6 protein-coding genes (1 of these 6 cut by a window edge) are annotated in these 25,511 nt (G+C 66.6%); 5 read left to right on the top strand and 1 reads right to left on the bottom strand.

The annotated features are described in order from the left end of the window. The 4 genes in view from PPA02S_RS01445 to PPA02S_RS01460 are tightly spaced (at most 26 nt apart) and all read left to right on the top strand, a layout consistent with a single transcriptional unit that may run on beyond the window. Positions 1–9,241, top strand: the 3' portion of a protein-coding gene (locus PPA02S_RS01445; protein WP_042141141.1) for a non-ribosomal peptide synthase/polyketide synthase. Its footprint begins 13,097 nt before the window's first position; only the last 9,241 of its 22,338 coding nucleotides appear in the window; the start codon falls outside the window, past its left edge; it ends in the stop codon at positions 9,239–9,241. Further along, positions 9,238–20,553, top strand: a complete 11,316-nt coding sequence (locus tag PPA02S_RS01450; RefSeq protein ID WP_042141143.1) for a non-ribosomal peptide synthetase — start codon at positions 9,238–9,240, stop codon at positions 20,551–20,553. Before PPA02S_RS01445 ends, PPA02S_RS01450 begins: the two co-directional genes overlap by 4 nt. A 26-nt stretch (positions 20,554–20,579) precedes the next feature. Then, positions 20,580–21,737 (top strand): macrolide transporter subunit MacA, encoded by a 1,158-nt coding sequence (macA, locus tag PPA02S_RS01455; RefSeq protein WP_028634051.1) that lies wholly within the window; start codon positions 20,580–20,582, stop codon positions 21,735–21,737. A gap of 2 nt (positions 21,738–21,739) precedes the next feature. Continuing rightward, complete coding sequence (locus PPA02S_RS01460) at positions 21,740–23,746, top strand: MacB family efflux pump subunit (protein ID WP_042141145.1); 2,007 nt, start codon at positions 21,740–21,742, stop codon at positions 23,744–23,746. A 14-nt stretch (positions 23,747–23,760) separates the two neighbouring features. Here the strand turns inward: PPA02S_RS01460 and PPA02S_RS01465 are convergent, their stop codons facing one another. Beyond that, the gene (locus PPA02S_RS01465) at positions 23,761–24,393 is read right to left on the bottom strand and encodes a helix-turn-helix transcriptional regulator (protein ID WP_028634049.1); all 633 of its coding nucleotides are present in this window, start codon (positions 24,391–24,393) and stop codon (positions 23,761–23,763) included. Positions 24,394–24,609: 216 nt separating this feature from the next. Between PPA02S_RS01465 and hisN the strand changes: the two genes are divergently transcribed. Beyond that, positions 24,610–25,401 carry a histidinol-phosphatase gene (gene hisN, locus PPA02S_RS01470; protein WP_028634048.1) on the top strand — a complete coding sequence of 264 codons (792 nt, stop codon included), beginning with the start codon at positions 24,610–24,612 and terminating at the stop codon, positions 25,399–25,401. Positions 25,402–25,511: the final 110 nt, after the last annotated feature.

Here is a 25,511-nt window from a genome sequence, read left to right on the forward strand (position 1 = left end):
CGCAGCACTTGACCAGGTCATCGCCCGGCATGACGTGTTGCGTACCAGCATTCACTGGCACGCGCTGGAAGAGCCGGTACAGGTGGTATGGCGCGAGGTGCCGGCACTGCAAACCGCACACGGCGGCGCTCAGGCAGACCAGGGGCTGAACCTGAACCAAGCGCCGCTGCTGCGGCTGGTGCCCGAGCAAAGCGACGCGGGGCTGCAGGCAACCCTGCTGATCCACCACATCCTGCTGGACCACGCCGCCGTCGAGCAGCTGGTGGCTGAAATCACTGCCGTGCTGCAACACCAACCGCTGGCATTTGCCAGCGTGCCGTACCGCAACTACGTGGCCCAGGCACGGTTGGGCGCGGACACGGCAGCGGACGAAGCGCTGTTCAGCGAGCTGCTGGGGGATATCGACGAACCTACGGTGGTGTTCGGCCTCACGGATGCCCTGGCCAGTACCCGCGAGGTGCTGGAAACGCGCCATTCGCTGCAACCGCAGGTATCGGCGCAACTGCGCGCGCAGGCCCGGCAATTGGGCGTCAGTGTCGCGAGCCTGGTGCATCAGGCCTGGGCACAGGTACTGGCGCAACTGAGCGGGCGCGAAGAAGTGGTGTTCGGCACGGTGCTGTTGGGCCGCCTGCAAGGCGGTGCAGGGGCCGAACGGGCGCTGGGTATGTTCATCAACACCTTGCCGCTGCGCGTCAGCGCAGGTGGGGCAGCAGTGGCCGACGGCGTGCGCCTGACCCACCAGCGCCTGGCCCGGTTGCTGGCCCACGAGCAGGCCTCGCTGGCACTGGCCCAGCGCTGCAGCGGTGTTGCGCCTGGGCAGGCACTGTTCACCAGCCTGCTGAACGTCCGCCACAGTGCAGCGCCCAAGGCCGCGCTCAGCGACGCCTGGCGCGGCATCGAGCAGGTCGCGGCCATCGAGCGCAGCAATTACCCGCTTGTGGTCAACGTGGACGACACCGGCGACGGCTTCACCCTTACCGTACAGGCCGTGCCACAGGTCGACGGCGCACAGGTCTGCCACCTGCTCAGCCTTGCCCTGGCGCAATTGGCCGAGGCGCTGCACCACGCGCCCGGCACACCGCTGTGGCAGCTGCGGCAGTTGTGCGCAAGCCACCGTGAGCAGGTGCTGGAGCACTTCAACGCCACCACCCGCGATTACCCAGCCACACAGCCGGTGCACCAGCTGTTCGCGGCCCAGGCCGCCCGTGCACCCGAGGCCTGCGCGGTGGTTCACGGCCAACAACAGTGGACCTACGGCCAGTTGCAACAGCACGTGAATCAGCTGGCCCATCACCTGCTTGGCCTGGGTGTGGTGCCTGGCGATGCGGTGGCCCTGCTGCTGCCACGTGGGTTCGACCTGCTGGCCGCGCAACTGGCCACCAGCACCTGCGGTGCGGTGTATGTGCCGCTGGACAACAACGCACCCATCGAGCGCCAGGCCTATATGGTCGGCGACTGCGGCGCCCGGGTATTGCTCACCCTGGCCAGCGAGCCGCAGGTGGCCTGCACCGTGCGCGTCGAGCTGGACCGCTGCCCGCTGGCGGGCTACCCGGCAAACGCCCCAGGCATCACCGTCAGTGCACAGGGCCCGGCCTATGTCATGTATACCTCCGGCTCCACGGGTGCGGCCAAAGGTGTGCTGGTGACGCACCAGGCCATTGCCCGCCTGGTGATCAACAACGGCTTCGCCACCTTCAACGCCCAGGATCGGGTGGCCTTCGCCTCCAACCCGGCGTTCGATGCCAGCACCCTGGAAGTGTGGGCGCCGCTGCTCAACGGGGGTGCCGTTGTGGTGGTGGACCAGGATCAGGTGCTGTCGCGCGAGGCGTTGCGCGATGTACTCATAGAGCAGTCCGTCAGCGTGCTGTGGCTCACCGCTGGCCTGTTCCATCAGTTCGCCGATGCCCTGCTGCCAGCCTTTGCCCAACTGCGTTACCTGATGGTGGGCGGTGATGTGCTGGACCCGCAGGTGGTGCAGCGTGTGCTGCAAGGCGGCGCCCCGGCACATTTGCTCAATGGCTACGGGCCGACCGAAGCGACCACGTTCAGCACCACCCACGCCATAACCGCAGTCGATGGCGGCAGCATTCCGATCGGCAAACCGATCGGCAACAGCCGCTGCTATGTGCTTGATGCCCATCAGCAACCGCTGCCGGTAGGGGCGGTGGGCGAGTTGTACTTGGGCGGCGACGGCGTGGCCCTGGGCTACCTGGGCCAACCCGAGCTCACCGCCGAGCGTTTCAGCGCCGACCCCTTCAGCAGCAACCCGGCCGCGCGCATGTACCGCAGTGGCGACCTGGTCAGCTGGCAGGGCGACGGCACCTTGCGCTACCTGGGCAGGGCCGACCAGCAGATCAAGCTGCGTGGGTTCCGCATCGAACTGGGTGAGATCGAGGCGCGGCTGGCGCTGTGCGACGGTGTGCGCGACGTCGCCGTGGTGCTGCGTGAAGACCCGCCGGGGGGCAAGCGGCTGGTGGCGTATTTCACCGCGGCTGCCACCGTACCTGACATCGCCGAACTGCATACTCGCTTGCAGGCGCAGTTGCCCGACTACATGCTGCCGGCTGCCTACGTGCACCTCGACGCACTGCCGCTCACGGCCAACGGCAAGCTCGACCGCCGCAGCCTGCCGCTACCGGGCCGCGATGCCGTGGTGAGCCGTGGGTTCGAGGCCCCCCAGGGCGAGGTGGAAACCGCCCTTGCGGGCATCTGGGCCCAGGTGCTGAACGTGGAGCAAGTGGGGCGCCACGACCACTTCTTCGAGCTGGGTGGCCACTCACTGCTGGCTGTGACCCTGGTCGAGCGCATGCGCCAGGCTGGCTTGAGTGCTGATGTGCGCGTGCTGTTCGCCCAACCGACCCTGGCGGCCCTGGCAGCGGCGGTTGGCGAAGGCCGCGAGGTACAGGTGCCGGCCAACGCAGTGCCGGACGATGCCTGCAGCATTACCCCGGCCATGCTCAGCCTGATCGACCTCGACCAGGCCAGCATTGACCGCATCATCGCGACTGTGCCGGGCGGGGCGGCGAATGTTCAGGAAATCTACCCCCTGGCACCCTTGCAGGCGGGCATCCTGTTCCACCACCTGAGCGCCGAGCACGGCGACCCCTACCTGCTGCAGTCCCGCCTGGCGTTCGACAGCCTGGCGCACCTGCAGCGCTGGGCCGATGCCCTGCAAGCTGTGATCAAGCGGCATGACATCCTGCGCACGGCAGTGGTCAGCGAAGGGCTGGACCAGCCGGTGCAGGTGGTGTGGCGTACCGCCCGCCTGAGCGTGACCGCCATCTCTGGCTTGGGTGAGCAGGACGTGCTGGCCGCCTTGCAAGCACGTTTCGACGCGCGTCAGCAGCGGCTGGACCTGACCCAGGCGCCGATGATGCGCCTGGTGCACGCAGCCGACCCCGTCAACCAGCGCGTGGTGGCCATTTTGCAGTTTCACCACCTGGCCCTGGACCACACGGCCATGGAGGTGATCGCCAGCGAGATGCAGGTGCTGTTGACGGGCCGGGCAGACCAACTGGCAGCACCGGTGCCCTATCGCAACTATGTGGCTCAGGCGCGGCTGGCCGCAGATGAGGCTGCGCACGAGGCGTTCTTCCGCGACATGCTGGGCGACCTGGACGAGCCGACGCTGCCGTACGGCCTGGCCGATGTGCAGGGCGAAGGGCATGCCATCGAAGAAGCTCACCTGGGTATCGACACGCACCTGGCCCTGCGCCTGCGCGAGCAGGCCCGCCACCTTGGGGTAAGCCTGGCGAGCCTTGCTCACCTGGCCTGGGCGCGGGTACTGGGCGCCCTGGCCAACCGCACGGATGTGGTGTTCGGTACGGTGCTGATGGGCCGGTTGCAGGGCGGCGCAGGGGCGGACCGGGCGCTGGGGGTGTTCATCAACACCTTGCCCCTGCGCATCGACCTGGCCGTGCCGGTAGCCCAGGCAGTCAGCATGGCCCACCAGCGGCTGTCGGCGCTGCTGATGCACGAACATGCTTCCCTGGCATTGGCTCAACGCTGCAGCGGTGTATCCCCGTCGCTGCCGCTGTTCAGTGCACTGTTCAACTACCGTCACAGCAGCCCGGTGCACAGCGACGCCGCGGGTGCGCTGCAGGGCATGCGCCTGCTGGGCGGCGAGGAGCGCAGCAACTACCCGCTGACCCTCAGCGTCGATGACCATGGCGAAGGCCTGAGCCTGAGCGTGTTGGCCCAGCGAGGGATCGAAGCCACGCAGGTTGCCAGGTTGATGAACCAGGCACTCGGTGCCCTGGCGGATGCCTTGCAACGCCCGGGCGATAGCGTGGCAGCCGAGTTGCCGGTGCTCGACGCCGGCGCCCGCCAGCAGGTACTCGAAGGCTTCAACGCCACCGCCCGGGCTTACCCTGCCGGGCACACGGTGCATGCCCTGGTCGAAGCCCGGGCAGCGTGCAGCCCGCAAGCGGCTGCCGTGGTGCAGGATGGCCAGGTGCTGAGCTACGGCGAACTCAACCGCTGCGCCAACCGCCTTGCCCATCATTTGATCGATGGCGGTGTCGGGGTGGGTGACCGGGTCGCCCTGTGCCTGCCGCGCAACCCGCAGCGGCTGATCGCCTTGCTGGCTGTTCTGAAAACCGGCGCGGCCTACGTGCCTGTCGACCCGGCGTACCCGGCCGAACGCATCGCCTACCTGCTGGCAGACAGCGCCCCGGCACGGGTGCTGGTGGATTCCACCACCCGCGATCGGGTGGGCGGCGCCGCCTGCACGGTGCTCGACTGCGAGCGCTGGCAAGGCATGGCCGACCACAACCCACAGGTAAACGGCCTGGATGCCGGGCAACTGGCCTACGTCATCTACACCTCCGGCTCTACCGGGCAGCCCAAGGGCGTGATGGTGGAGCACGCGACCCTGGCCAACCTGGTGCACTGGCACTGCGAGGCGTTTGCCGTGGGTGCAGGCACCCACACCAGCACGGTGGCCGGGTTTGGCTTCGACGCCGTGGCCTGGGAAGTGTGGCCTGCATTGTGTGCCGGGGCCGCGTTGCACCTGCCGCCAGCGTGTATTGCGGGCGAGCACGTGGACGAACTGCTGGACTGGTGGCTGAAGCAACCGCTGGCGGTGAGCTTCCTGCCCACCCCGGTGGCCGAGCAGGCCCTGCGCCGGGAGCGTCAGCACCCGACCTTGCGCACCTTGCTGGTCGGTGGCGACCGCCTGCGCCAGTTTGAGCGCGACCCGGGCTTTGCGCTGGTCAACAACTACGGCCCCACCGAAACAACGGTGGTCGCGACGGCCGGGCGCTTGGTGGCGGGTGGCCCGCTGCATATTGGCAAGCCCATCGCCAATACCCGGGCCTACGTGCTGGATGCCCACCGGCAACTGGTGCCGGTGGGCGCGGAGGGTGAGCTGTACATTGGTGGCGCCGGTGTGGCCCGTGGCTACTTCCAGCGCGAGGCCTTGAGCACCGAGCGCTTCCTGGCCGACCCATTCAGTGACGTGGTCGGAGCACGCATGTACCGCACGGGCGACCTGGTGCGCTGGAACCCGGAGGGCACCCTGGACTACCTGGGCCGCAACGATGACCAGGTGAAGGTGCGTGGCGTGCGCGTGGAGTTGGGCGAAATCGAGGCCACACTGGCCGCACAGCCTGACGTGGACAATGCCGTGGTGCTGGTACGCGAAGACCGGCTGCTGGCCTGGTACACCGGGTCTGCGAATGTTGCCACCCTGCGCCAGGCGTTGCAGGCGAGCCTGCCCGCACACCTGGTACCGCAGGCCTTCACCCCAGTGGCTGCACTGCCCCTGACCAGCCATGGCAAGCTGGACCGCAAGGCCCTGCCGGCCCCGGACCTGGCGCAGCTGGCAAGCCGCATTTACGAGGCGCCGCGCGGCCCGGTGGAGGTTGCGCTGGCACAGGTTTGGGCTGAGCTGCTGGGTGTCGAGCTGGTGGGACGGCATGACAACTTCTTCGAACTGGGTGGCCATTCGCTGCTGGCTGTAAACCTGACGGCACGTTTGCGCCGCGACAGCCTGCAGGTGGATGTGCGCGCGTTGTTCGGCCAGCCAACCATCGCCGCGCTTGCCAGCACCCTTGGCCAGGCTGGCACCGTGGAGGTACCGCCCAACCTGATCCCCGCAGGCTGCGAGCAGATCACCCCGGCGATGCTGCCGCTGATAATGCTGCAGCAGGCGGCCATCGAACGCATCGTTGCCCAGGTGCCAGGCGGGGCCGGCAATGTGCAAGACATCTACCCCCTGGCTCCGCTGCAGGAGGGCATCCTGTACCACCATCTCAGCGCTGCGGGGCACGACCCGTATGTGTTGCAGACACGGTTCGTGTTCGACAGCCGCGCCCACCTGGACAGGTTCGCGGCAGCGCTGGACCAGGTCATCGCCCGGCACGACGTGCTGCGTACGGCCATTTTCTGGCAGGGGCTGCCGCAACCGGTGCAGGTGGTCCTGCGCCAGGCCCGCCTGCCTCGGTTACTGCAGCAGGCCGAGGCCGGGGCGTGTCCGCAGGCATTCGACCTTGGCCAGGCGCCTTTGATGCGCTTGCTGTACAGCGAGGCAGCAGGTGAGCAGGCCGTGGAGGCGACCCTGCAGTTCCACCATATCGTCATGGACCACACGGCCATGGAGGTGGTCGCCCAGGAGTTGATCGGCTTCCTGCAAGGCGATGGCGAACCCGTACGCCCCTCTGTGCCCTATCGCAACTATGTGGCCCAGGCACGCCTGGGCATCAGCCAGGCCGAGCACGAGGCGTTTTTCCGGGCGCAACTGGGTGCGGTCGACGAACCGACCCTGCCGTTCGGCCTGGGCGATGTGCACGGCGATGGCCGTGCGCTGGAGGACGCCCAGGTATGGCTCGACCCCGCCTTGGCAGAGCGCTTGCGCACCCAGGCGCGGCAGGCGGGCATCAGCGTGGCCAGCCTGTTCCACCTGGGCTGGGCGCGCCTGTTGAGCGCCGCCAGCGGGCAGGGCAGTGTGGTGTTCGGCACCGTGCTGCTGGGTAGGCTGCAAGGCGGGGAGGGTGCTGAACGGGCCTTGGGCATGTTCATCAACACCTTGCCACTGCGTGTCGACCTGGCGGATCTGGGGGTCGCAGCCGCTGCCCGCGCCGCGCATCAGGGGCTGAGCGAGCTGCTGGCCCACGAGCATGCCTCGTTGGCCTTGGCCCAGCGCTGCAGCGGCGTGGCTGCACCCTTGCCGCTGTTCAGCGCCATGCTCAACTACCGCCACAGCACCCAGGCCAGCGCTGACCAGCGCCAGGCCAGTACGGGCATGGCCATCCGTGACAGCCAGGAGCGCAGCAACTACCCGCTGAGCCTGAACGTGGACGATGTGGGTGATGGCTTCCGTTTGGCCGCCACGGCGCCTGCCGAGGTAGGCGCCCAGCGGATCTGCGGGCAGATGCAACAGGTACTGCAGGCACTGGCGGAGGCATTGGAGCAGGCCCCTGGCCTGCCGGTGCAGCAATTGCCCGTGCTGGAGGCCGCAGAGCGGGAGCGGGTGGTAGGCGCCTTCAACGCCACCGCTGTCGACTACGACCTGGAGCACACCCTGCACGGTTTGATCCAGACGCAGGTGCAACACACACCCCAGGCCATCGCGGTACAGGCCGAGGAGGGCACGCTGACCTACGCCCAGCTCAACGCCCAGGCCAACCGCCTTGCTCACCATTTGATCAGCCTTGGCGTCAAACCCGATGACCGGGTGGTGATCTGTGTCGAACGCGGGCTGGCGATGGTAGTAGGCCTGCTTGGCATCCTGAAGGCGGGTGCAGCGTATGTGCCGGTGGACCCGGACTACCCGGCCGAACGTATCCGCCACATGGTCAGCGACAGCAACCCGGTGGCGGTCTTGGTACACCGCGCTACGCGGCTTGCGCTTCAGCACGAACAGCTCATCGACCTGGACGAGCCATTGCCCAGCGGGCTGCCCGACAGCAACCCCGCCGTGCCGGCGCTCACGCCACGGCACCTTGCCTACGTGATCTACACCTCAGGCTCGACCGGCTTGCCCAAAGGCGTGATGAACGAACACCGCGCCGTGGTCAACCGCCTGCTGTGGATGCAGGATGCGTACGACCTGAGCGCTGAGGACGTCGTCCTGCAAAAAACGCCGTTCAGCTTCGACGTGTCCGTGTGGGAATTGCTGTGGCCACTGCAAACGGGTGCCAAACTGGTGATGGCGCGCCCGGGCGGGCATCGTGATCCGCATTACCTGCAACACACCCTCGAACAGGAGCGCGTCAGCACACTGCACTTCGTGCCATCGATGCTGGAAGTGTTCCTGTCTGCGCTTGCCGCGGGCTGGCAGGCCCCTGGGTTGAAACGCGTGGTGTGCAGCGGTGAAGCCCTGCCGGGCAGCCTGGTACAGCGGTTCCACGCGCAACTGCCGCAGGTGGAGCTGCACAACCTGTACGGCCCGACCGAAGCAGCGGTAGACGTCAGCGCCTGGCACTGCGTGACGGCCCCGGATAACACCCCAATCGGCACACCCATCGCCAACACCACGCTGTACGTGCTGGACGAACAGCGGCAACCGGTACCACACGGCGTCGCCGGGGAGCTGTACATCGGCGGTGTCCAGGTGGCCCGGGGCTACCTGAACCGCCCTGAACTCACCGCTGAGCGTTTCATCGATGACCCGTTCAGCACGCAACCCGGTGCACGCCTGTACCGCACCGGCGACCTTGCACGGCACTTGCCGGATGGCAACCTGGAATACCTGGGCCGCAACGACGACCAGGTGAAGCTGCGCGGCCTGCGTATCGAACTGGGTGAGATCCAGGCGGGGCTGACCCGCATTGAGGGCGTCAACGAAGCGGTGGTCATCGCCCGCGATCAGCGTCTGGTGGCCTACTACACGGGCGAGCCGCAAGCGGTCGATGACCTGCGGAGTGCCTTGCTGCTCCACCTGCCGGAATTCATGGTGCCGGCGCAGTTCATGCACCTGCAGGCCTTGCCGCTGAGCCCCAATGGCAAGCTGGACCGCAAGGCCCTGCCAGAACCTGGCGCCGTGGCTGATCGCCCTTATGAAGCGCCCGAGGGCGATACCGAAACCCTGCTGGCGACACTCTGGTGCGAATTGCTGGGCGTGGAACGGGTAGGGCGTCACGACAACTTCTTCGAACTGGGCGGCCACTCGCTGCTGGCCGTGACCCTCACGTCCCGCCTGCGTGAACACGGCCTGGAGGCGGATGTACGCGCCCTGTTCGACCACCCAACACTGGCAGGCTATGCGGCCATCACAGACAGAATGGAGATCGTCCTGTGAGCATCAATCAATTACTGGCCACCCTGGCCGACCTCAACGTTCAACTGGCACTCAAGGATGGTCAACTGGCCGTGCAGGGCAACCGCCAGGCATTGACCGATGCGGCGTTGGTGGCCCAGTTACGAGCACACAAGCCTGCACTGCTGAGCATGATCGAGCGTGGCGAGTACGTGGCCAGCAAGCAGGGGCCGGTCGACGCGCCGGCCAACCTGATCCCGGCAGGCTGCACGCACATCACCCCGGCCATGCTCAACCTGGTGACGCTGGACCAGCAGACCCTCGATGAGCTTGTCGCCCAGATCCCCGGCGGTGCGGCGAACGTTCAGGATATCTACCCACTCGCGCCGTTGCAGCAAGGCATGCTGTTCCATCACGCCAGTGCTACCGGGCATGACCCCTACGTGATGCAGGCGCGCTTCGTGTTCGCCAGCGAGGCCCGCCTGCAGGCGTTCGCCCAGGCGTTGCAGGGGGTGATCGCCCGGCACGACATCCTGCGCACCTCGGTGCACTGGCAGGGGCTGGCAGCGCCGCTACAGGTGGTGTGGCGGTATGCGGAGCTTGCCGTGTTGACGCGGGCGGGCAATGACCCCGAACACGACAGCTTCGACCTGACCCAGGCGCCGTTGATCCGCCTGTTGCGCGAGGCCCCGCAAGCGGATGGCAGCCTGACCGCCACGTTGCAGTTCCACCATATTGCGCTGGATCACAGTGCCCTGGATGTGGTGCGTCAGGAACTGATCACCTTTCTCACCGGCGAACAGGCGCACCTTGGCACGCCGGTTCCGTTCCGCAACTACGTGGCCCAGGCGGTGCTAGGGGTCACCGAGGCCCAGCACGAGGCATTCTTCCGCGACATGCTGGGTGATATCGACCAGCCCACCCTGGCGTACGGCCTGCTGGAAGTGCAAGGTGAAGGCCCGCCGCATGTCGAGCATCAGCTTGATCTGCCGCCGCCGCTCTGCCTGGGCCTGCGCAACCAGGCGCGGGCCCAAGGGGTGAGTGTGGCCAGCCTGTTCCACCTGGCCTGGGGCCGGGTGCTGGGTGGGCTTACAAGCCGCGACCAGGTGGTGTTCGGTACGGTGATGATGGGCCGTCTGCTGGGGGCGGAAGCCACCGACAGAGCATTGGGCATCTTCATCAATACCTTGCCGCTGCGCGTCGACCTGGGCGCAGGCAGCGCGCAAAGCGCCGTTCAGGCTACCCACAAGCGGCTGACGGCACTGATGCGCCATGAGCATGCGCCGCTGGCGCTGGCACAGCGCTGCAGCCAGGTGGCTGCGCCCGCGCCGCTGTTCAATGCCTTGCTCAACTACCGGCACAGCGCCGTCGACGCCGCCCAGCCCCGGCGTGCAGCACTCGCTGGCATCGATGTGGTGGAGTCGGTCGAGGCCACCAACTACCCCTTGACCCTGAGCATCGATGACTTGGGGGCGGGCTTTCGCCTGACCCTGTTGGCGGCGGCGCAAATCCCAGGGGAACGGGTGTGCGCCTACCTGCAACACACCCTTGAAAGCCTGTTGAACGGGCCAGAAGTAGCGGCCCACAGCCTGCCGATGCTGCCGGCTGACGAGCGTGAACTGCTGCTGGACGGGTTCAACGCGTGCAGCGCCGGTTACCCGCAGCCCATCACCTTGCATCAGCGCATCGAACAGCAGGCCGAGCGTTTTCCGCACGCAGTGGCCGCCGTCAGCGGTCAGCAACAACTCTCGTATGCCGTGCTGAACCAACAGGCCAACGCCTTGGCGCATCATCTGCTGGCGTTGGGCGTGCAGCCCGATGACCGCGTCGCGGTGCTGGCACGCCGCGGGCTGGATACCTTGGTGGGCCTGCTGGCTGTGCTCAAGGCGGGGGCAGGGTACGTGCCCATCGACCCTGCCCACCCTGACGAGCGCGTGCACTACCTGCTGGAGGACTGCGCACCGGTGGCCGTGCTGACCCAGCAGGTGCTGCTGCCCAGGGTCGGGCTTGCAGACCTGCCGGTGCTGGTGCTGGACCAGCCGGGCTGGCCGGTGCGGCAAGACAACCCCCGTGTACCGGGCCTTGGCCCGGGGCACCTGGCCTATGTGATCTACACCTCAGGCTCTACCGGCCAACCGAAAGGGGTGATGGTGGAGCACCAGGCGGTGAACAACCTGGTGGACTGGCATTGCCGCGCCTTCGACCTGTGCCAGGGGCGGCACACCTCTAGCCTGGCCGGCTTTGGCTTCGATGCCATGGCCTGGGAAGTGTGGCCGGCCCTGTGCGCCGGGGCCACGCTGCACCTGGCACCCACCTCTGAAGGCAACGATGACCTCGACGCCGTGCTCGCCTGGTGGCAGGCGCAGCCGCTGGATGTAAGCTTCTTGCCCACCCCAGTAGCGGAGTACGCCTTCAGCCACCAGCTGGAGCACCCGACCTTGCGCACGCTGCTGATCGGCGGTGACCGGCTGCGCCAGTTCAACCGCACCCAGCGTTTTACCGTGGTGAACAACTACGGCCCCACTGAGACCACGGTGGTGGCCAGCTCCGGCGCAGTGCAGGCCGGTGGCAACCTGCACATTGGCAGTCCGGTGGACAATGCCAGGCTGTACGTGCTCGACAGCCACTTGCAGCCAGTGCCCCTGGGGGTGCCCGGCGAACTGTTCATTGGCGGGGCCGGTGTGGCGCGTGGTTACCTGCACAGGCCGGCGCTCACGGCTGAGCGTTTTCTCGAAGACCCGTTCGTGGCCCCGGGTGGCGGGCGCATGTACCGCACCGGCGACCTGGTGCGCTGGAACACCGACGGCACCCTGGACTACCTGGGGCGCAACGACGACCAGATCAAACTCCGCGGCCTGCGCATCGAGCCCGGCGAGATCGAGAGCCGCCTGGCCGCATTGGCTGGCATTGCCGAAGCGGTGGTGGTGGCCCGCGAAGATCAGCCTGGGCACCCGCAGCTGGTGGCGTACTACACCGCCACGGCAGATGTGCAACCGCTGGCAGGTGAAGGCCTGCGCACGCAGTTGCAGGCCCACTTACCCGAATACATGATCCCGGTGGCCTTCGTCGAGCTGGCGGCGCTGCCGCTGACCGCCAACGGCAAGCTGGACCGCCGGGCGCTGCCGGCGCCTGACCGGGCGGCAATGCTGCAGGGTTGCCATCAGGCGCCGGTGGGAGAGCTGGAACAGGCCCTGGCGCAGATCTGGCAGCAACTGCTGCAAGTTGACCAGGTTAGCCGCCAGGACGACTTCTTCCGCCTGGGCGGGCATTCCCTGCTGGCCATGCGCATGGTTTCACAGGTGCGCGTGCGCCTGGGTGTGGAGCTGACCCTGGCAGGGCTGTTCGCCAACCCGCAACTGGCCGCGGTCGCCAGGTTGCTGGAAGATGCCGCGGCCAGCGACCTGCCGGCGATTCTGCCCGTGACTGGCGCACAGCCGTTGCCCATGTCGTTCGCCCAGCAACGCATGTGGTTTCTGGCGCAGATGGAGGGCGGCAGCCAGGCCTACCACGTGCCACTGGCACTCGGGCTGTGTGGAGCACTGAATGTCGATGCACTGGAAAGCGCGCTGCTGGCAATCCTTGAGCGTCATCAGGTACTGCGCAGCCAGTTCGTGGCGACTGAAGACAGCGCCGAAGTGCTGATCGCCGCCACCCCCACGCACGGCTGGCTGCAGTGTGAAGACCTCCCTGCCGAAGCGCTGGCCGAGCGTCTGCAGGCCTTGGCCGCTGCGCCATTCGACCTGGCCAGCGGGCCACTGATGCGCGCTCACCTGCTGCGCCTGGGCAGCGAGCACCAGGTGCTGGCACTCACGGTCCACCACATCGTTGCAGACGGTTGGTCGCTGGGTGTGTTGACGCAGGAGCTGAGCGTGCTCTACGGGCAGTTTTGCAGGGGGGCGAGCGAGGCACTGCCCGCACTGCCCATCCAGTACACCGACTACGCGGTGTGGCAACGCCGCTGGCTGGCCGGTGAGCGGTTGCAGCGCCAGGCCGAGTACTGGCGGCAGGCGCTGGAGGGTGCCCCGGCGCTGCTCAGCCTGCCCAGCGACCGGCCCCGCCCGGAGCGCCAGGACTATACCGGGGCCAGCCTGCCGGTGTTGCTGCAACCCCGGCTGACCGCCGCCCTGCGCACCCTGGCCAACCGCCACGGTGCAACCCTGTACATGACCGTACTGGGGGCCTGGGCGGCGTTGCTTGCACGCCTGGCTGGCCAGGCCGACGTGGTGGTCGGCTGCCCGGTGGCAGGGCGCGGCCGTGCCGAACTCGAGCCGCTGATGGGTCTGTTCGTCAATACGTTGGCCTTGCGTATCGAGCCTGGCATCGCGTCTACCACCCAAGGGTTGCTGCAACAGCTGCGGGGCAGGGTGCTTCAGGCCCAGGCGCACCAGGACCTGCCGTTCGAGCAGGTGGTAGAAGCCGTGCGGCCTGTACGCAGCCTGGCGCATACACCGCTGTTCCAGACCACCCTGAACTGGCAGGCCACCGAAGCAGTGGTGCTGAACCTGCAAGGTGTACAGCTGCAGGCAGTGAGCCAGGCCGCCGCCGTGGCCAAGTTCGACCTCACGCTCAACCTCGGCGAACAAGGGCAGCACCTGGCCGGCAGCCTTGACTACGCCACAGCACTGTTTGACGAGACCACCGTGCAGCGCTACCTCGGCTACTTCGAGCGGTTGCTATGGGCCATGGCTGACGATGACCAGCAGCCCCTCGACCAGGTAGAACTGCTGGACGATGCCGAACGCCATGCCTTGCTGCACACCTGCAACCAGACCGCCCATGCCTACCCCCGGGATACGCCTGTGCACCGGCTGTTCGAGCAGCGTGCAGCACTGCACCCGCAGGCAGTGGCCGCGGTGGAGGGGCCCAAGGCCCTGACCTACGGCGAATTGAATGCCCGTGCCAACCGCCTGGCCCATCACCTGCTGGCCAGCGGAGTGAGCCCCCAGGATCGGGTGGCCATGCTGCTGCCACGCTCGCTGGACTTGCTGGTGGCGCAGCTGGCGGTACTCAAGTGCGCGGCCTGCTACGTGCCGCTGGACCTGCATGCGCCCGCAGATCGTCAGGCATACATGCTGGACGACTGCCAGGCAGTCGCCCTGTTGACCTTGGCCGGCATCGGGGGCGAGCACCGGGTGGCACGCCTGGCGCTGGACGCCCTCAGGCTCGATGACCAGCCCTCGCATAACCCCGACCTGGCGCAGGATGCCGGCAGTGCCGCCTATGTGATGTACACCTCCGGCACCACAGGCAAACCCAAGGGTGTATGTGTACCGCACCGCGGCATCGCACGGCTGGTGTTGAACAACGGCTACCTCGAACTGCTGGGCAGTGACCACATTGCATTCGCCTCCAACCCTGCGTTCGATGCCAGTACCCTGGAAACCTGGGGGGCGCTGCTCAATGGTGCGCAGCTGCGGGTCATCGAGCACGCCACACTGCTCGACCCTGACCGCTTCGCCGCGGCCCTCGCGCAGCAGGGCGTCAGCGTACTGTTCCTGACCACGGCGCTGTTCAACCAGTACGTACAGCAGATACCAGACGCGCTATCGGGCCTGCGAGCCCTGCTTACCGGTGGCGAGCGGGCGGAGCCGGCAGCGTTTCGCGCCCTGCTGGCCAGGGCCCCTGGGGTGCGCCTGTTCAACGGCTATGGCCCTACCGAAACCACCACCTTCGCCAGCACCTGCGAGGTGCGCGAGGTGCCGGCGCATGCCACTCAAGTGCCCATTGGCCGGCCAATCGGCAATACCCAGGTGTATGTACTGGATGCCCGGCAGCAGCTCATGCCGCAGGGGGTCGTGGGTGAGCTTTATATCGGCGGTGATGGCGTGGCACTGGGCTACCTGAACAGCGCAGCGCTTACGGCCGAACGCTTCATCGACGACCCCTTCAGCCAGCACCCTGGCGCCCGGCTGTACCGCACGAGTGACTTGGTGCGCTGGCGCGCCGACGGTGAACTGGAATGCCTGGGCCGCACCGACGACCAGGTGAAGATTCGTGGTTTCCGTATCGAGCCCGGCGAGATCCAGCAGCAACTGGCCCAGGCGCCAGGTGTTGGCGAGGTGCTGGTCATGGCCGTCACCCAGGCGCAGGGGCCACAGCAACTGGTGGCGTGGTACACCCGCAGGGCCGCCGAAGTGGATGCAGCCGCGCTGCGGGAATACCTGCGCAACCACTTGCCTGACTACATGGTGCCTTCGGCGTTTGTGGCCCTGGAGCGCATGCCGCTGACCAATAACGGCAAGGTCGACCGCGCCAAGCTGCCAGCGCCCACTGCACAGGACATCGCCATGGCAGCGTTCGAGGCGCCTGAGGGTGAGCAGGAGCACGCCATGGCACTGCTGTGGGCACAGCTGCTGGGGGTGGCGGCTGTGGGCCGTCAGGACCGCTTCTTCGAGCTGGGCGGCCACTCCTTGCTGGCCATGCGCATGCTGGCGCAGGTGCGCCAGACCCTTGGCTGCGAACTGCAGCTGGCGGACCTGTTCGCGGATGATCGGCTCATGGCAGTTGCGGCTTGCCTGCACCCAGAGCGTGATGCCCTGCCGCCCATCGAACCGTTGCCCAGGGAAGGCCAACTGCCGCTGTCGCTCGCCCAACAGCGGCTGTGGTTCCTGGCACGTATGGACGCCGACAGCGCGGCTTACCACATCCCCGTCGCGCTGCAGCTCAACGGGCACCTGAACAAACAGGCGCTCGCACGCAGCCTGGCGCGCTTGGTGGAGCGTCACGAGAGCCTGCGCAGCCAGTTCGTGGCGCCTGACGGTGAACCGTACGTTGTGGTTTCTCACGATCCGCTGGTCCCCAGCTGGCATGACCTCACGCAGCAAGATGAAAGCGCGTTCGAAGCCTGGCTGCATGAAGAAGCGGTAAAACCCTTCGCCCTGGATCGTGAATTGCCCATCCGCGCCGCAGTGGTAAACCGCGGAGCGGACTGCCATGTGCTGCTGTTGGTGGTGCATCACCTGGTCGCCGATGGTTGGTCGCTGGGGGTGATGCTGGGGGAGCTGGGCGACCTGTATCAGGCGTTTGCCAATGACTGTGACGACCCGCTGCCCGCGCTGCCCGTGCAATACCTTGATTACGCCTTGTGGCAGCGCCAATGGGCAAGCGGGCCCTTGCTGCAGCGCCAGGCAGACTACTGGCGTAGCCAATTGGCAGGCGCGCCCGCACTCATCAGCCTGCCCTATGACCGGCCACGGCCAGAACGCCAGCACGCTGCAGGCGATAGCCATGAAATCCACATCGCTGCAGACTTGAGCGAGGCGCTGAAAGCCGTGTGCAGGCGCCATGGCCTGACCCCGTACATGTTGTTCACCGCGGCCTGGGGGCTGCTGCTCGGGCGGCTGGCAGGGCAGCAGGAAGTGGTCATTGGCTCGCCCGTGGCCAATCGGCAGCACCCGCAGATCCAAGGCCTGGTGGGCATGTTCGTGAATTCCCTGGCACTGCGCCTGGACCTGTCCGGCGAGCCGGATGTGGCAACGCTGCTGGCCCGGGCCAAGGCCACGCTGCTGCAGGCCCAGGCCCACCAGGACCTGCCGTTCGAGCAGGTGGTGGAAGTGCTGCGCCCAGCCCGCAGCCTGGCCTATACCCCCGTGTACCAGGTGTCGCTGGACTGGGATGCTAGCGCCGGCCACCAGGCCCTGCGCATGGGCGATCTGAAGGTCTGCGCCCTGGGTGGCCAGGCCCAGGTGGCCAAGTTCGACCTGAGCCTTAGCCTGGGCGAGCGCGCTGAGGGGTTTGCGGGTGGCATCGTCTATGCCACAGCCTTGTTTGACCGGGCGACCATCGAGCGTTTTGCCGGGTATTTCCAGCAGATACTGCGCAGCTTCGCTGCTGGCGACGCTGTAGTCCCGGGGCATGTAGCGCTGCCTGGCGCAGCCGAGCGCGAGTGCCTGCTGCACACCTTCAACGACACGGCGGTGGCCTATGACCTGGCGCAAACCCTGCACGGGCTGATCGAGGCGCAGGTACAGCGTACGCCAGAGGCGGTAGCCGTAAGCGCGCCGGATGGCGAACTGACCTATGCGCAGCTCAACCAGCAGGCCAACCGCCTGGCCCACCATCTGCTAGGCGTGGGGGTGAAGCCGGATGACCGGGTTGCCATTTGTGTGGAACGCAGCCTGGCGATGGTGGTGGGGGTGCTGGGCATTCTAAAGGCTGGCGGCGCCTATGTACCCGTAGACCCCGACTACCCGGCCGAGCGCATTGCCCATATGCTGACCGACAGCGCGCCTGTGGCCGTGTTGGTGCACGCTGCCACCCGGCATGTGCTGCAGCACACGCAACGCCTGGACCTCGACACCCCTTGCTGGGCTGCGCTGCCAGACAGCAACCCGCACGTGGCAGCCCTCACGCCCCGGCACCTGGCCTATGTGATCTACACCTCAGGCTCCACCGGCCTGCCCAAGGGGGTGATGAACGAGCATGCCGGCGTGGTCAACCGCCTGCTGTGGATGCAGGACGCCTACGGTTTAGGGCCCGATGACGTCGTCCTGCAAAAGACCCCGTTCAGCTTCGATGTTTCGGTATGGGAGCTGCTGTGGCCGCTGCAGGCGGGTGCACGGCTGCTGATGGCTAAGCCCGGTGGCCATCGCGACCCTCAGTACCTGCGGCAGGTCATTCAGGCGCAGGGTGTCAGCACCTTGCACTTCGTGCCTTCGATGCTGGACGTGTTCCTGTCTGCCACTGCCGAGCAATGGGCGCCGGAAGGATTGAAACGGGTAATCTGCAGCGGCGAGGCACTGCCGGGCAGCCTGGTGCGGCGCTTCAAGGCGCAACTGCCTGGGGTGGCGCTGCACAACCTCTATGGCCCCACTGAAGCGGCGGTTGACGTCAGTGCCTGGCACTGCACGACCACCCCGGACAACACGCCCATTGGCAAACCCATCGCCAACACCGCACTGTATGTGCTGGACGAACAGCGTCAGCCCGTACCCCAGGGCGTTGCCGGTGAACTGTACATCGGCGGTGTGCAAGTGGCCCGTGGCTACCTGAACCGTCCAGCGCTCACTGCCGAGCGCTTTGTTGAAGACCCTTTCAGCACAACACCGGATGCACGCCTGTACCGCACCGGCGACCTCGCCAGGCACCTGCCGGACGGCAACCTGGAGTACCTCGGCCGCAACGACGACCAAGTGAAAATCCATGGGTTGCGCATCGAGCTGGGTGAGATCCAGGCCTGCCTGACCGCGCTTGACGGTGTCAACGAAGCGGTGGTGGTTGCACGGGAGGGGCAACTGCTGGCGTATTTCACCGGGGACGCCTACACGTCCGAGGATATGCGCGGCGCCCTGGGCAGCCAGCTGCCTGCCTTCATGCTGCCTGCGCAGTTCGTTCACCTGCCCGCGCTGCCACTGAGCCCCAATGGCAAGCTCGACCGCAAGGCGCTGCCCGTGCCACAGACACAGGCGCACCGCGCGTATGCAGCGCCAGAGGGGGACGCCGAACGGCTGCTGGCTGCCATCTGGGGGGAATTGCTGGGGGTAGCGCAGGTAGGGCGACATGATGATTTCTTCGAGCTGGGCGGCCATTCCCTGGCGGCTATCCGCTTGGTGGACCGCATGGGCAAGGCGGGTATGCCGGTGACCCTGAACGACGTGTTCCAGCGGCCAAGCGTGGCCTTGCTCGCCGCGCACGCCGGCGAGCCGACAGCGCGAGCGCCGGCCGTCATTACCGTGCGCCCAGGCAGCGCGGAGGCGCCACTGTTCCTGGTGCACGAATTCTCCGGGCTGGACTTCTACTTCCCGGTGCTGGGCCAGCACCTGGCAGGTGAGTTTGCCCTCTACGGCTTGCCTGGCGTCCCCGCCGACCAACCGCAACCGAGCACGCTGGAGTGCCTGGCGCGTTACCACATCCAGCAGCTGCGTACGGTGCAGCCCCATGGCCCGTATCGGCTGGCGGGGTGGTCGTTCGGGGGTGTGCTGGCGTTCGAGATGGCCAACCAGTTGCGGGGCGCCGATGAGGCGGTGGCGTTTGTGGGGTTGATCGACACCTATGTGCCGCGCCTGGCCGACCACGGCAAGGCGCGTTGGGAGGGGCCCCGTGCGCTGGAGCGGCAGCTGTTGCTCAACTGCACGGCCTACTGGGAAACCCAAGGCCAGGCCGGGGTCGGCAAACGGGCGTTGTTGCAACGCCTGGACCATGAGCAGGCCGATTTCGCCACACTGCTGGCCCACTGCCGCGAGCACGGGTTGCTGTACGGCCTGTGGGCGAGCATGAGCGACGGGCAGCTGCGCCACTACTTCAGCCGCGAACTCGCCCACGGCCGCGCGCTGGCCCACTACCGCCCTGCGCCTGTCGATGTTCCGGTGCATCTGCTGCGTGCCAGGGAGGGCGGGGAGGAACACCCGTCCCTGGGGTGGCGTGAAACGTTGCCAGGCCAGCAACTGGTGGTTGTGGACGTGCCAGGTGACCATCGAACGCTGATGCAGGCCCCCCATGTGGCGACGGTAGGGCAAGCGTTGAGTGAGGCGATATCCGGTTGCCTGCCAATGCCTGCGCCTGGCCCAGCAGCACCGGTTGCCATCCAGGCCGGCGAGCCAGGGCATGCACCGTTGTTCTGTGTGCCTGGGGCAGGTGACAGCGTTACCAGCTTCATTGGCCTTGCCGAGGCGCTGGGGCCGCAGTGGCCGCTGCACGGCTTGCAGCCACGAGGGCTGGATGGCGCAGCAGTACCGCACAGCACGGTAGAGGCTGCCGCTGACTGGCACGTGCAGGCCATCGACGCCGTGTACCCGCGGGGGCCATTGAACCTGGTGGGGCACTCGTTTGGCGGCTGGGTGGCCCACGCCATGGCTGCCCGCTTCGAAGCCAAGGGCCGGGCGGTGCAATCACTGACCCTGATCGACAGCGAGGGGCCGGGTGGCGGCGGCACCTGTGGCCAGCCCTACACCTTCACCCAGGCGCTGGAGCGGTTGATCGAGGCCTTGCAGCTGTCCACCGGCAAAGCGCTGGCCATCGACCCCAACACGTTTGCCCAGGCCAGTGATAGCCAGCAACTGCAACTGCTGCACGGGGCCATGGTGCAGTGCGGGCTACTGCCGCCACGCACCACGGCGCAGGTGCTGCAGGGCACGGTGCGCACCTTTGCTAGCGCGCTGCGCACGGTCTATCGGCCAGGGCTTGCCTACACCGGCCCGGCGCGCCTGGTGCTGGTGGACGACCCTGGCCTGGATGCCGCCGGCAATGCCCACGAGCACGAGCAGATGCAGGCCCAGTGGCTGGCGTTGATGCCACAACTGGCGTCATGGAAGGCGCCAGGGGACCACTTCAGCATTTTGAAAGTGCCGGATGTATTCAGCCTGGCAGCCTGGTGGCACGACGGCCAGGCCCGCCAACCGGCGCAGTTGGCCCAATAGCCCGAGACAGAGGAAAACGCGTGTTCATGGAAAAGAAGACAGTACGCAAGTGGGGCATCGGCGTGGCTGTTGCCCTGGCGGCAGGGCTGGGCCTGTATGCCGTGCAGGCCCCGGCCAAGCCACCGCAGTACATCACCGCCCAGGTGGAGCGCGGCGACATTGAAAACGCTGTGCTGGCGACCGGGGTGCTGGAGGGGATCGAGCAGGTGGATGTGGGGGCGCAGGTGTCGGGGCAGTTGAAGTCGCTGAAGGTCAAGCTGGGCGACAAGGTCAGTGCCGGGCAGTGGTTGGCCGAAATCGACCCGCTGGTACTGCGCAATACCCTGCGCCAGGCCGAGGTGGACGAGGACAAACTGCAGGCTCAACGGCGCTCGGCGATGGCCCAGCTGAAACAGGCGCGGCGGGTGTACGAGCGCTACCGCGAGCTGCAGGTGGACCAGTCGATCTCCCGCCAGGACTTCGACAACGCCGAAGCGGAGTACGAAGTGCAGCAGGCGGCCGTGCGCTCGCTCGACGCGCAGCTCCAGAGCGCCCGGGTGGAAATCGACACCGCCCGGGTCAACCTTGGCTACACACGTATCAACGCGCCCATCACCGGCCATGTGGTGGCCATCGTCACCCAGCAAGGGCAAACGGTGATCGCCAACCAGCTGGCACCGGTGCTGCTCAAGCTGGCCAACCTCGACACCATGACCGTCAAGGCGCAGGTGTCGGAGGCAGACGTGATTCATATCAGCCCGGGGCAGGCCGTGTACTTCACCATTTTGGGCGAAGACAAACGCTACCACGCCAAGCTGCGTGGCACCGAGCCTGCACCGCAGCATTACGCCCAGAGCACCGACAAGGCCGACGCCGCCGGCGGCAAACCCAGCGGTGCGGTGTTCTACAACGCGCTGTTCGAAGTGCCCAACCCCGACCACCGGCTGCGCATCGCCATGACCGCCCAGGTGCACATCGTGCTCGACACCGCCGAGCAGGTACTGACCGTGCCGGTGGCGGCGCTGGGGGTGCGCAACGCCGATGGCAGCTACCCGGTGCGGGTGCTCGATGGCAAGGGTTTTGCGCACCAGCGCGTGGTGCAGGCCGGCATCAACAACAACGTGCGGGTGCAGATCAGCCAAGGGCTGGAGGAGGGTGACCGGGTAGTGATCGGCGAACCTGTCACCGGCGACGCGGGGGCTTGAGCATGAACATGAACGTGCAACCCAGCCCGCACCTGGCCGTTACCCACGCGTGCGATGAACCGCTGCTGCGTCTAAAGGGGGTAACGCGAAGCTTTCAGGCAGGCGACCGCGCGTTTCTCGCGCTCAAGGGCATCGATTTGCAGATTCAGCGGGGCGAGCTGGTGGCGATCATCGGCGCCTCGGGCTCCGGCAAGTCGACGCTGATGAACATTCTCGGCTGCCTGGACAACGCCACCACCGGCAGTTACCGGGTAGGTGGCCAGGAAACCCGTGCGCTGGGCCCCGATGCCCTGGCGGCACTGCGCCGCGACCACTTCGGGTTCATCTTCCAGCGCTATCACCTGCTGCCACACCTGGATGCCCTGCACAACGTCGAAATCCCAGCCGTATACGCCGGCCTGCCCCTGGACCAACGCCATGCCCGGGCGCGTGACCTGCTGGCGCGCCTGGGCCTGGGCGAACACCTGCGCCATCGGCCTAGCCAATTGTCGGGGGGCCAGCAGCAGCGGGTGAGCATCTGCAGGGCACTGATGAACGGCGGGCAGGTGATTCTGGCCGACGAGCCTACCGGTGCGTTGGACACCGCCAGTGGCAAGGAGGTGATGAACATCCTGCTGGAGCTGCACCACGCAGGCCATACGGTGATCCTGGTGACCCACGACCCGCAGGTGGCTGCCCATGCCCAGCGCATCATCGAGGTGAGCGACGGGCAGATTGTCAGTGACCGGTACAAGCAGGCCGCGCCGCCTGCGCTGGCAGTACCAGGTACGACGCACCCTGGCGGGCAAGGCGCGCGGCGGCTGTTGGCCAGCCTCGGCATGTTCCGTGAAGCGTTCAAGATGGCCTGGCTGGCGTTGGTTTCCCACCGCATGCGCACGCTGCTGACCATGCTTGGCATCATCATCGGCATTACCTCGGTGGTGTCCATCTCGGCCATCGGCGAGGGGGCCAAGGGCTATGTGCTCAAGGACATCCAGGCCATTGGCAGCAATACCATCGATGTCTATTCAGGCAGCAACTTTGGCGACAGCCGCGCGCGCAACATCGAAACCCTGGTACCCGCCGACGTGGCGGCGCTGAACGCGCTGTACTACGTCGACAGCGCCACACCGGTAATTGGCCAGGGCACGTTGGTGCGCTACCGCAACCTGGACGTGGACGTGCAACTGAACGGGGTCAGCGAGCACTACTTCCAGGTACGCAACATCCCGCTGGCGGCTGGCATCGTGTTCAGCGCCGACGACGCGCGGCGCCAGGCCCAGGTAGTGGTCATCGACCACAACACCCGCGAGCGGCTGTTCGGCCCCAATGTCGACCCACTGGGGCAGGTGATTCTGGTGGGTAACCTGCCGTGCACGGTAATTGGCGTAACGGCGCGCAACAAGAACCTGTTCGTGGCCAGCAACCAGCTGAACATCTGGGTGCCCTACGAAACCGCCGCCGGCCGGGTACTCGGGCAGCGGCACCTGGACAGCATCAGCGTGCGTGTGCGTGAAGGGGTACCCAGCAAGCGGGTGGAAGAGGAGGTGAGCCGGGTGTTGCTGCAGCGCCATGGCACCAAGGACTTCTTCACCAACAACCTGGACAGCATCATGCAGACGGTGCAGAAGACCAGCCGCTCGCTCACCCTGCTGTTGTCGCTGATTGCCGTGATCTCGCTGGTGGTGGGCGGTATCGGGGTGATGAACATCATGCTGGTTTCAGTCACTGAACGTACCCGTGAAATTGGTATTCGCATGGCTGTGGGGGCGCGTCAGGTGGACATTCGCCAGCAGTTTCTGGTGGAGGCCGTGATGGTGTGCCTGCTGGGTGGCGTGATAGGGGTCGGGTTGTCGTATGGCGTGGGGTTCTTGTTCGAGCTGTTCGTCAAACAGTGGGAAATGGTGTTCTCCCCCGGCTCGATCATCATGGCCTTCGCCTGCTCGACGTTGATCGGCGTGGTGTTCGGCTTCGTGCCGGCGCGCAACGCCGCGCGCCTGGACCCGATCGAGGCCCTGGCGCGGGACTGAGGGCCGTCGTTGGCTCAAGGCTGAGCGTACATCCAGCGCATCAGCGAGTGCCGCCCGCCAATGCCCAGCTTGATGGCTGCCCTGCGCAGGTAGCTCTCCACGGTGTTGGCCCGCAGGCCCAACTGCTCGGCCTGCTCGGGGGCAGTGCGCCCGGCCAGCAGGCCGAGGCACACCTGGCGCTCGCGCTCCGACAGTTTCAGGCCGGTCTGGGCCAGGCGGTCGATGAAGCGTTGCTCCAGGCTTTCGGGGGTGGAACGGCCCGGCGCTGGCTGCAGCGCATGGATGTGTTTTTCGAGCATGGGCAGCAACAGCGGGGAGATAGCGTCCAGACGGCTGCGCTCGAATGCGGAGAAACCATAGGTGGAGCCTGCCCGCAGCACATGGATTTCCAGCCTGGCTGGCCCGCTGCCGCGGATCCGGTGCAGGCGAGAGGGGTCGTCGAAGCCGCCCTCGGGCTGGGTGGCTGATGAGTACACGGTTTCGCTGAGGCCAGCGCCTTCACAGGGTGTGAGCGGCAATTGGCGGATTTGTGTGGCATCGATGCACAGGTGGGCCTGGATAAGGTCGTGCAACAGGCGGGGGAAATGGCGGCTGCCGGTACTGGCAATGACTTTGCCGATTTGCGGGTAGATCGAGTGGGTATTCATCGTGTCGTCCATGAGTCTGGAACAAGCCTGCCCCGCGCGGGTGCCTGCCCGAATCCTGGGCGTGCGACGGGGCTTGATAGGTATCCTAGTACAACGAACCGCCTGAGGGTAAATATAGCCCGATAATGCCACAATGATGGCACTGTTGCGCCCCATGCCGATGAAGGGCGGGTGGGGTATGATGCGGCCCTTCCACCTGTCACGAGGCCCTCCTGCATGTCCCTGTGTGCTGAACAGATTGGCGAATTCCGTGCTTTCGCCGAGCAGCTGGCCGACGCCGCTGCTGACGCGATTCAACCTTACTTCCGCGCAAGCCTGGCGGTCGAGGACAAGGGCGGGCGCCTGTACGATCCGGTGACCGTGGCCGACAAGGCCGCTGAAGACGCCATGCGTGCACTGATCCAGGAGCGCTACCCCACCCACGGCATTCTGGGCGAAGAGGCGGGTGTAGCAGTGGGTAGCAGCCCGCTGACCTGGGTGCTCGACCCCATCGATGGCACCCGTGCCTTCATCACTGGCCTGCCGCTATGGGGCACGCTGATCGCCCTGAACGATGGCAAGCGCCCGGTGGTGGGTGTGATGAACCAGCCGTTCACCGGTGAACGCTTCATCGGCACGCCCGACGGCGCCTGGAGCGGCGAAAAGCGCCTGGCCACCCGCGCCTGCGACAGCCTGGCCCAGGCCACGCTGATGTGCACCACCCCTGACATGTTCGATAGCGCCGCCCGCAAGGCTGCATTCGAATCCGTCGCCGGGCAGGCGCGGCTGATGCGCTATGGCGGCGATTGCTACGCCTACTGCATGCTGGCTTCGGGCTTCGTCGACGTGATTGTGGAAGCCAGCTTGCAGCCCTACGACGTACAGGCGCTGATGCCCATCATCGAAGGTGCAGGCGGCGTCATCACCGCCTGGGATGGCAGCAGCGCACAACAGGGCGGCTGCGTGGTCGCTTGCGGCGATCCGGCATTGCATGCGCAGGTGGTGGAGATGCTTCGTCATGCAATGTAAGCGGTGACATAGTGGACATCGCTTCTTGTGTTTTCCACAATGTCCAAGTTGGCGCAATCCTTGTGGGAGCAACTGTCTTCCACAAAATCCGAATGCTGGCACAATCCACG

Source organism: Pseudomonas parafulva NBRC 16636 = DSM 17004 (assembly GCF_000730645.1).
Classification (GTDB): Bacteria; Pseudomonadota; Gammaproteobacteria; order Pseudomonadales; family Pseudomonadaceae; genus Aquipseudomonas; species Aquipseudomonas parafulva.

What these genes read in the sequence shown, in the direction of transcription:
- macA (WP_028634051.1), top strand. Translation starts at nt 20,580, where the DNA reads ATGGAAAAGAAGACAGTACGCAAGTGGGGCATCGGCGTGGCTGTTGCC.
- PPA02S_RS01460 (WP_042141145.1), top strand. Translation starts at nt 21,740, where the DNA reads ATGAACATGAACGTGCAACCCAGCCCGCACCTGGCCGTTACCCACGCG.
- PPA02S_RS01465 (WP_028634049.1), bottom strand. Translation starts at nt 24,393, where the DNA reads ATGAATACCCACTCGATCTACCCGCAAATCGGCAAAGTCATTGCCAGT.
- hisN (WP_028634048.1), top strand. Translation starts at nt 24,610, where the DNA reads ATGTCCCTGTGTGCTGAACAGATTGGCGAATTCCGTGCTTTCGCCGAG.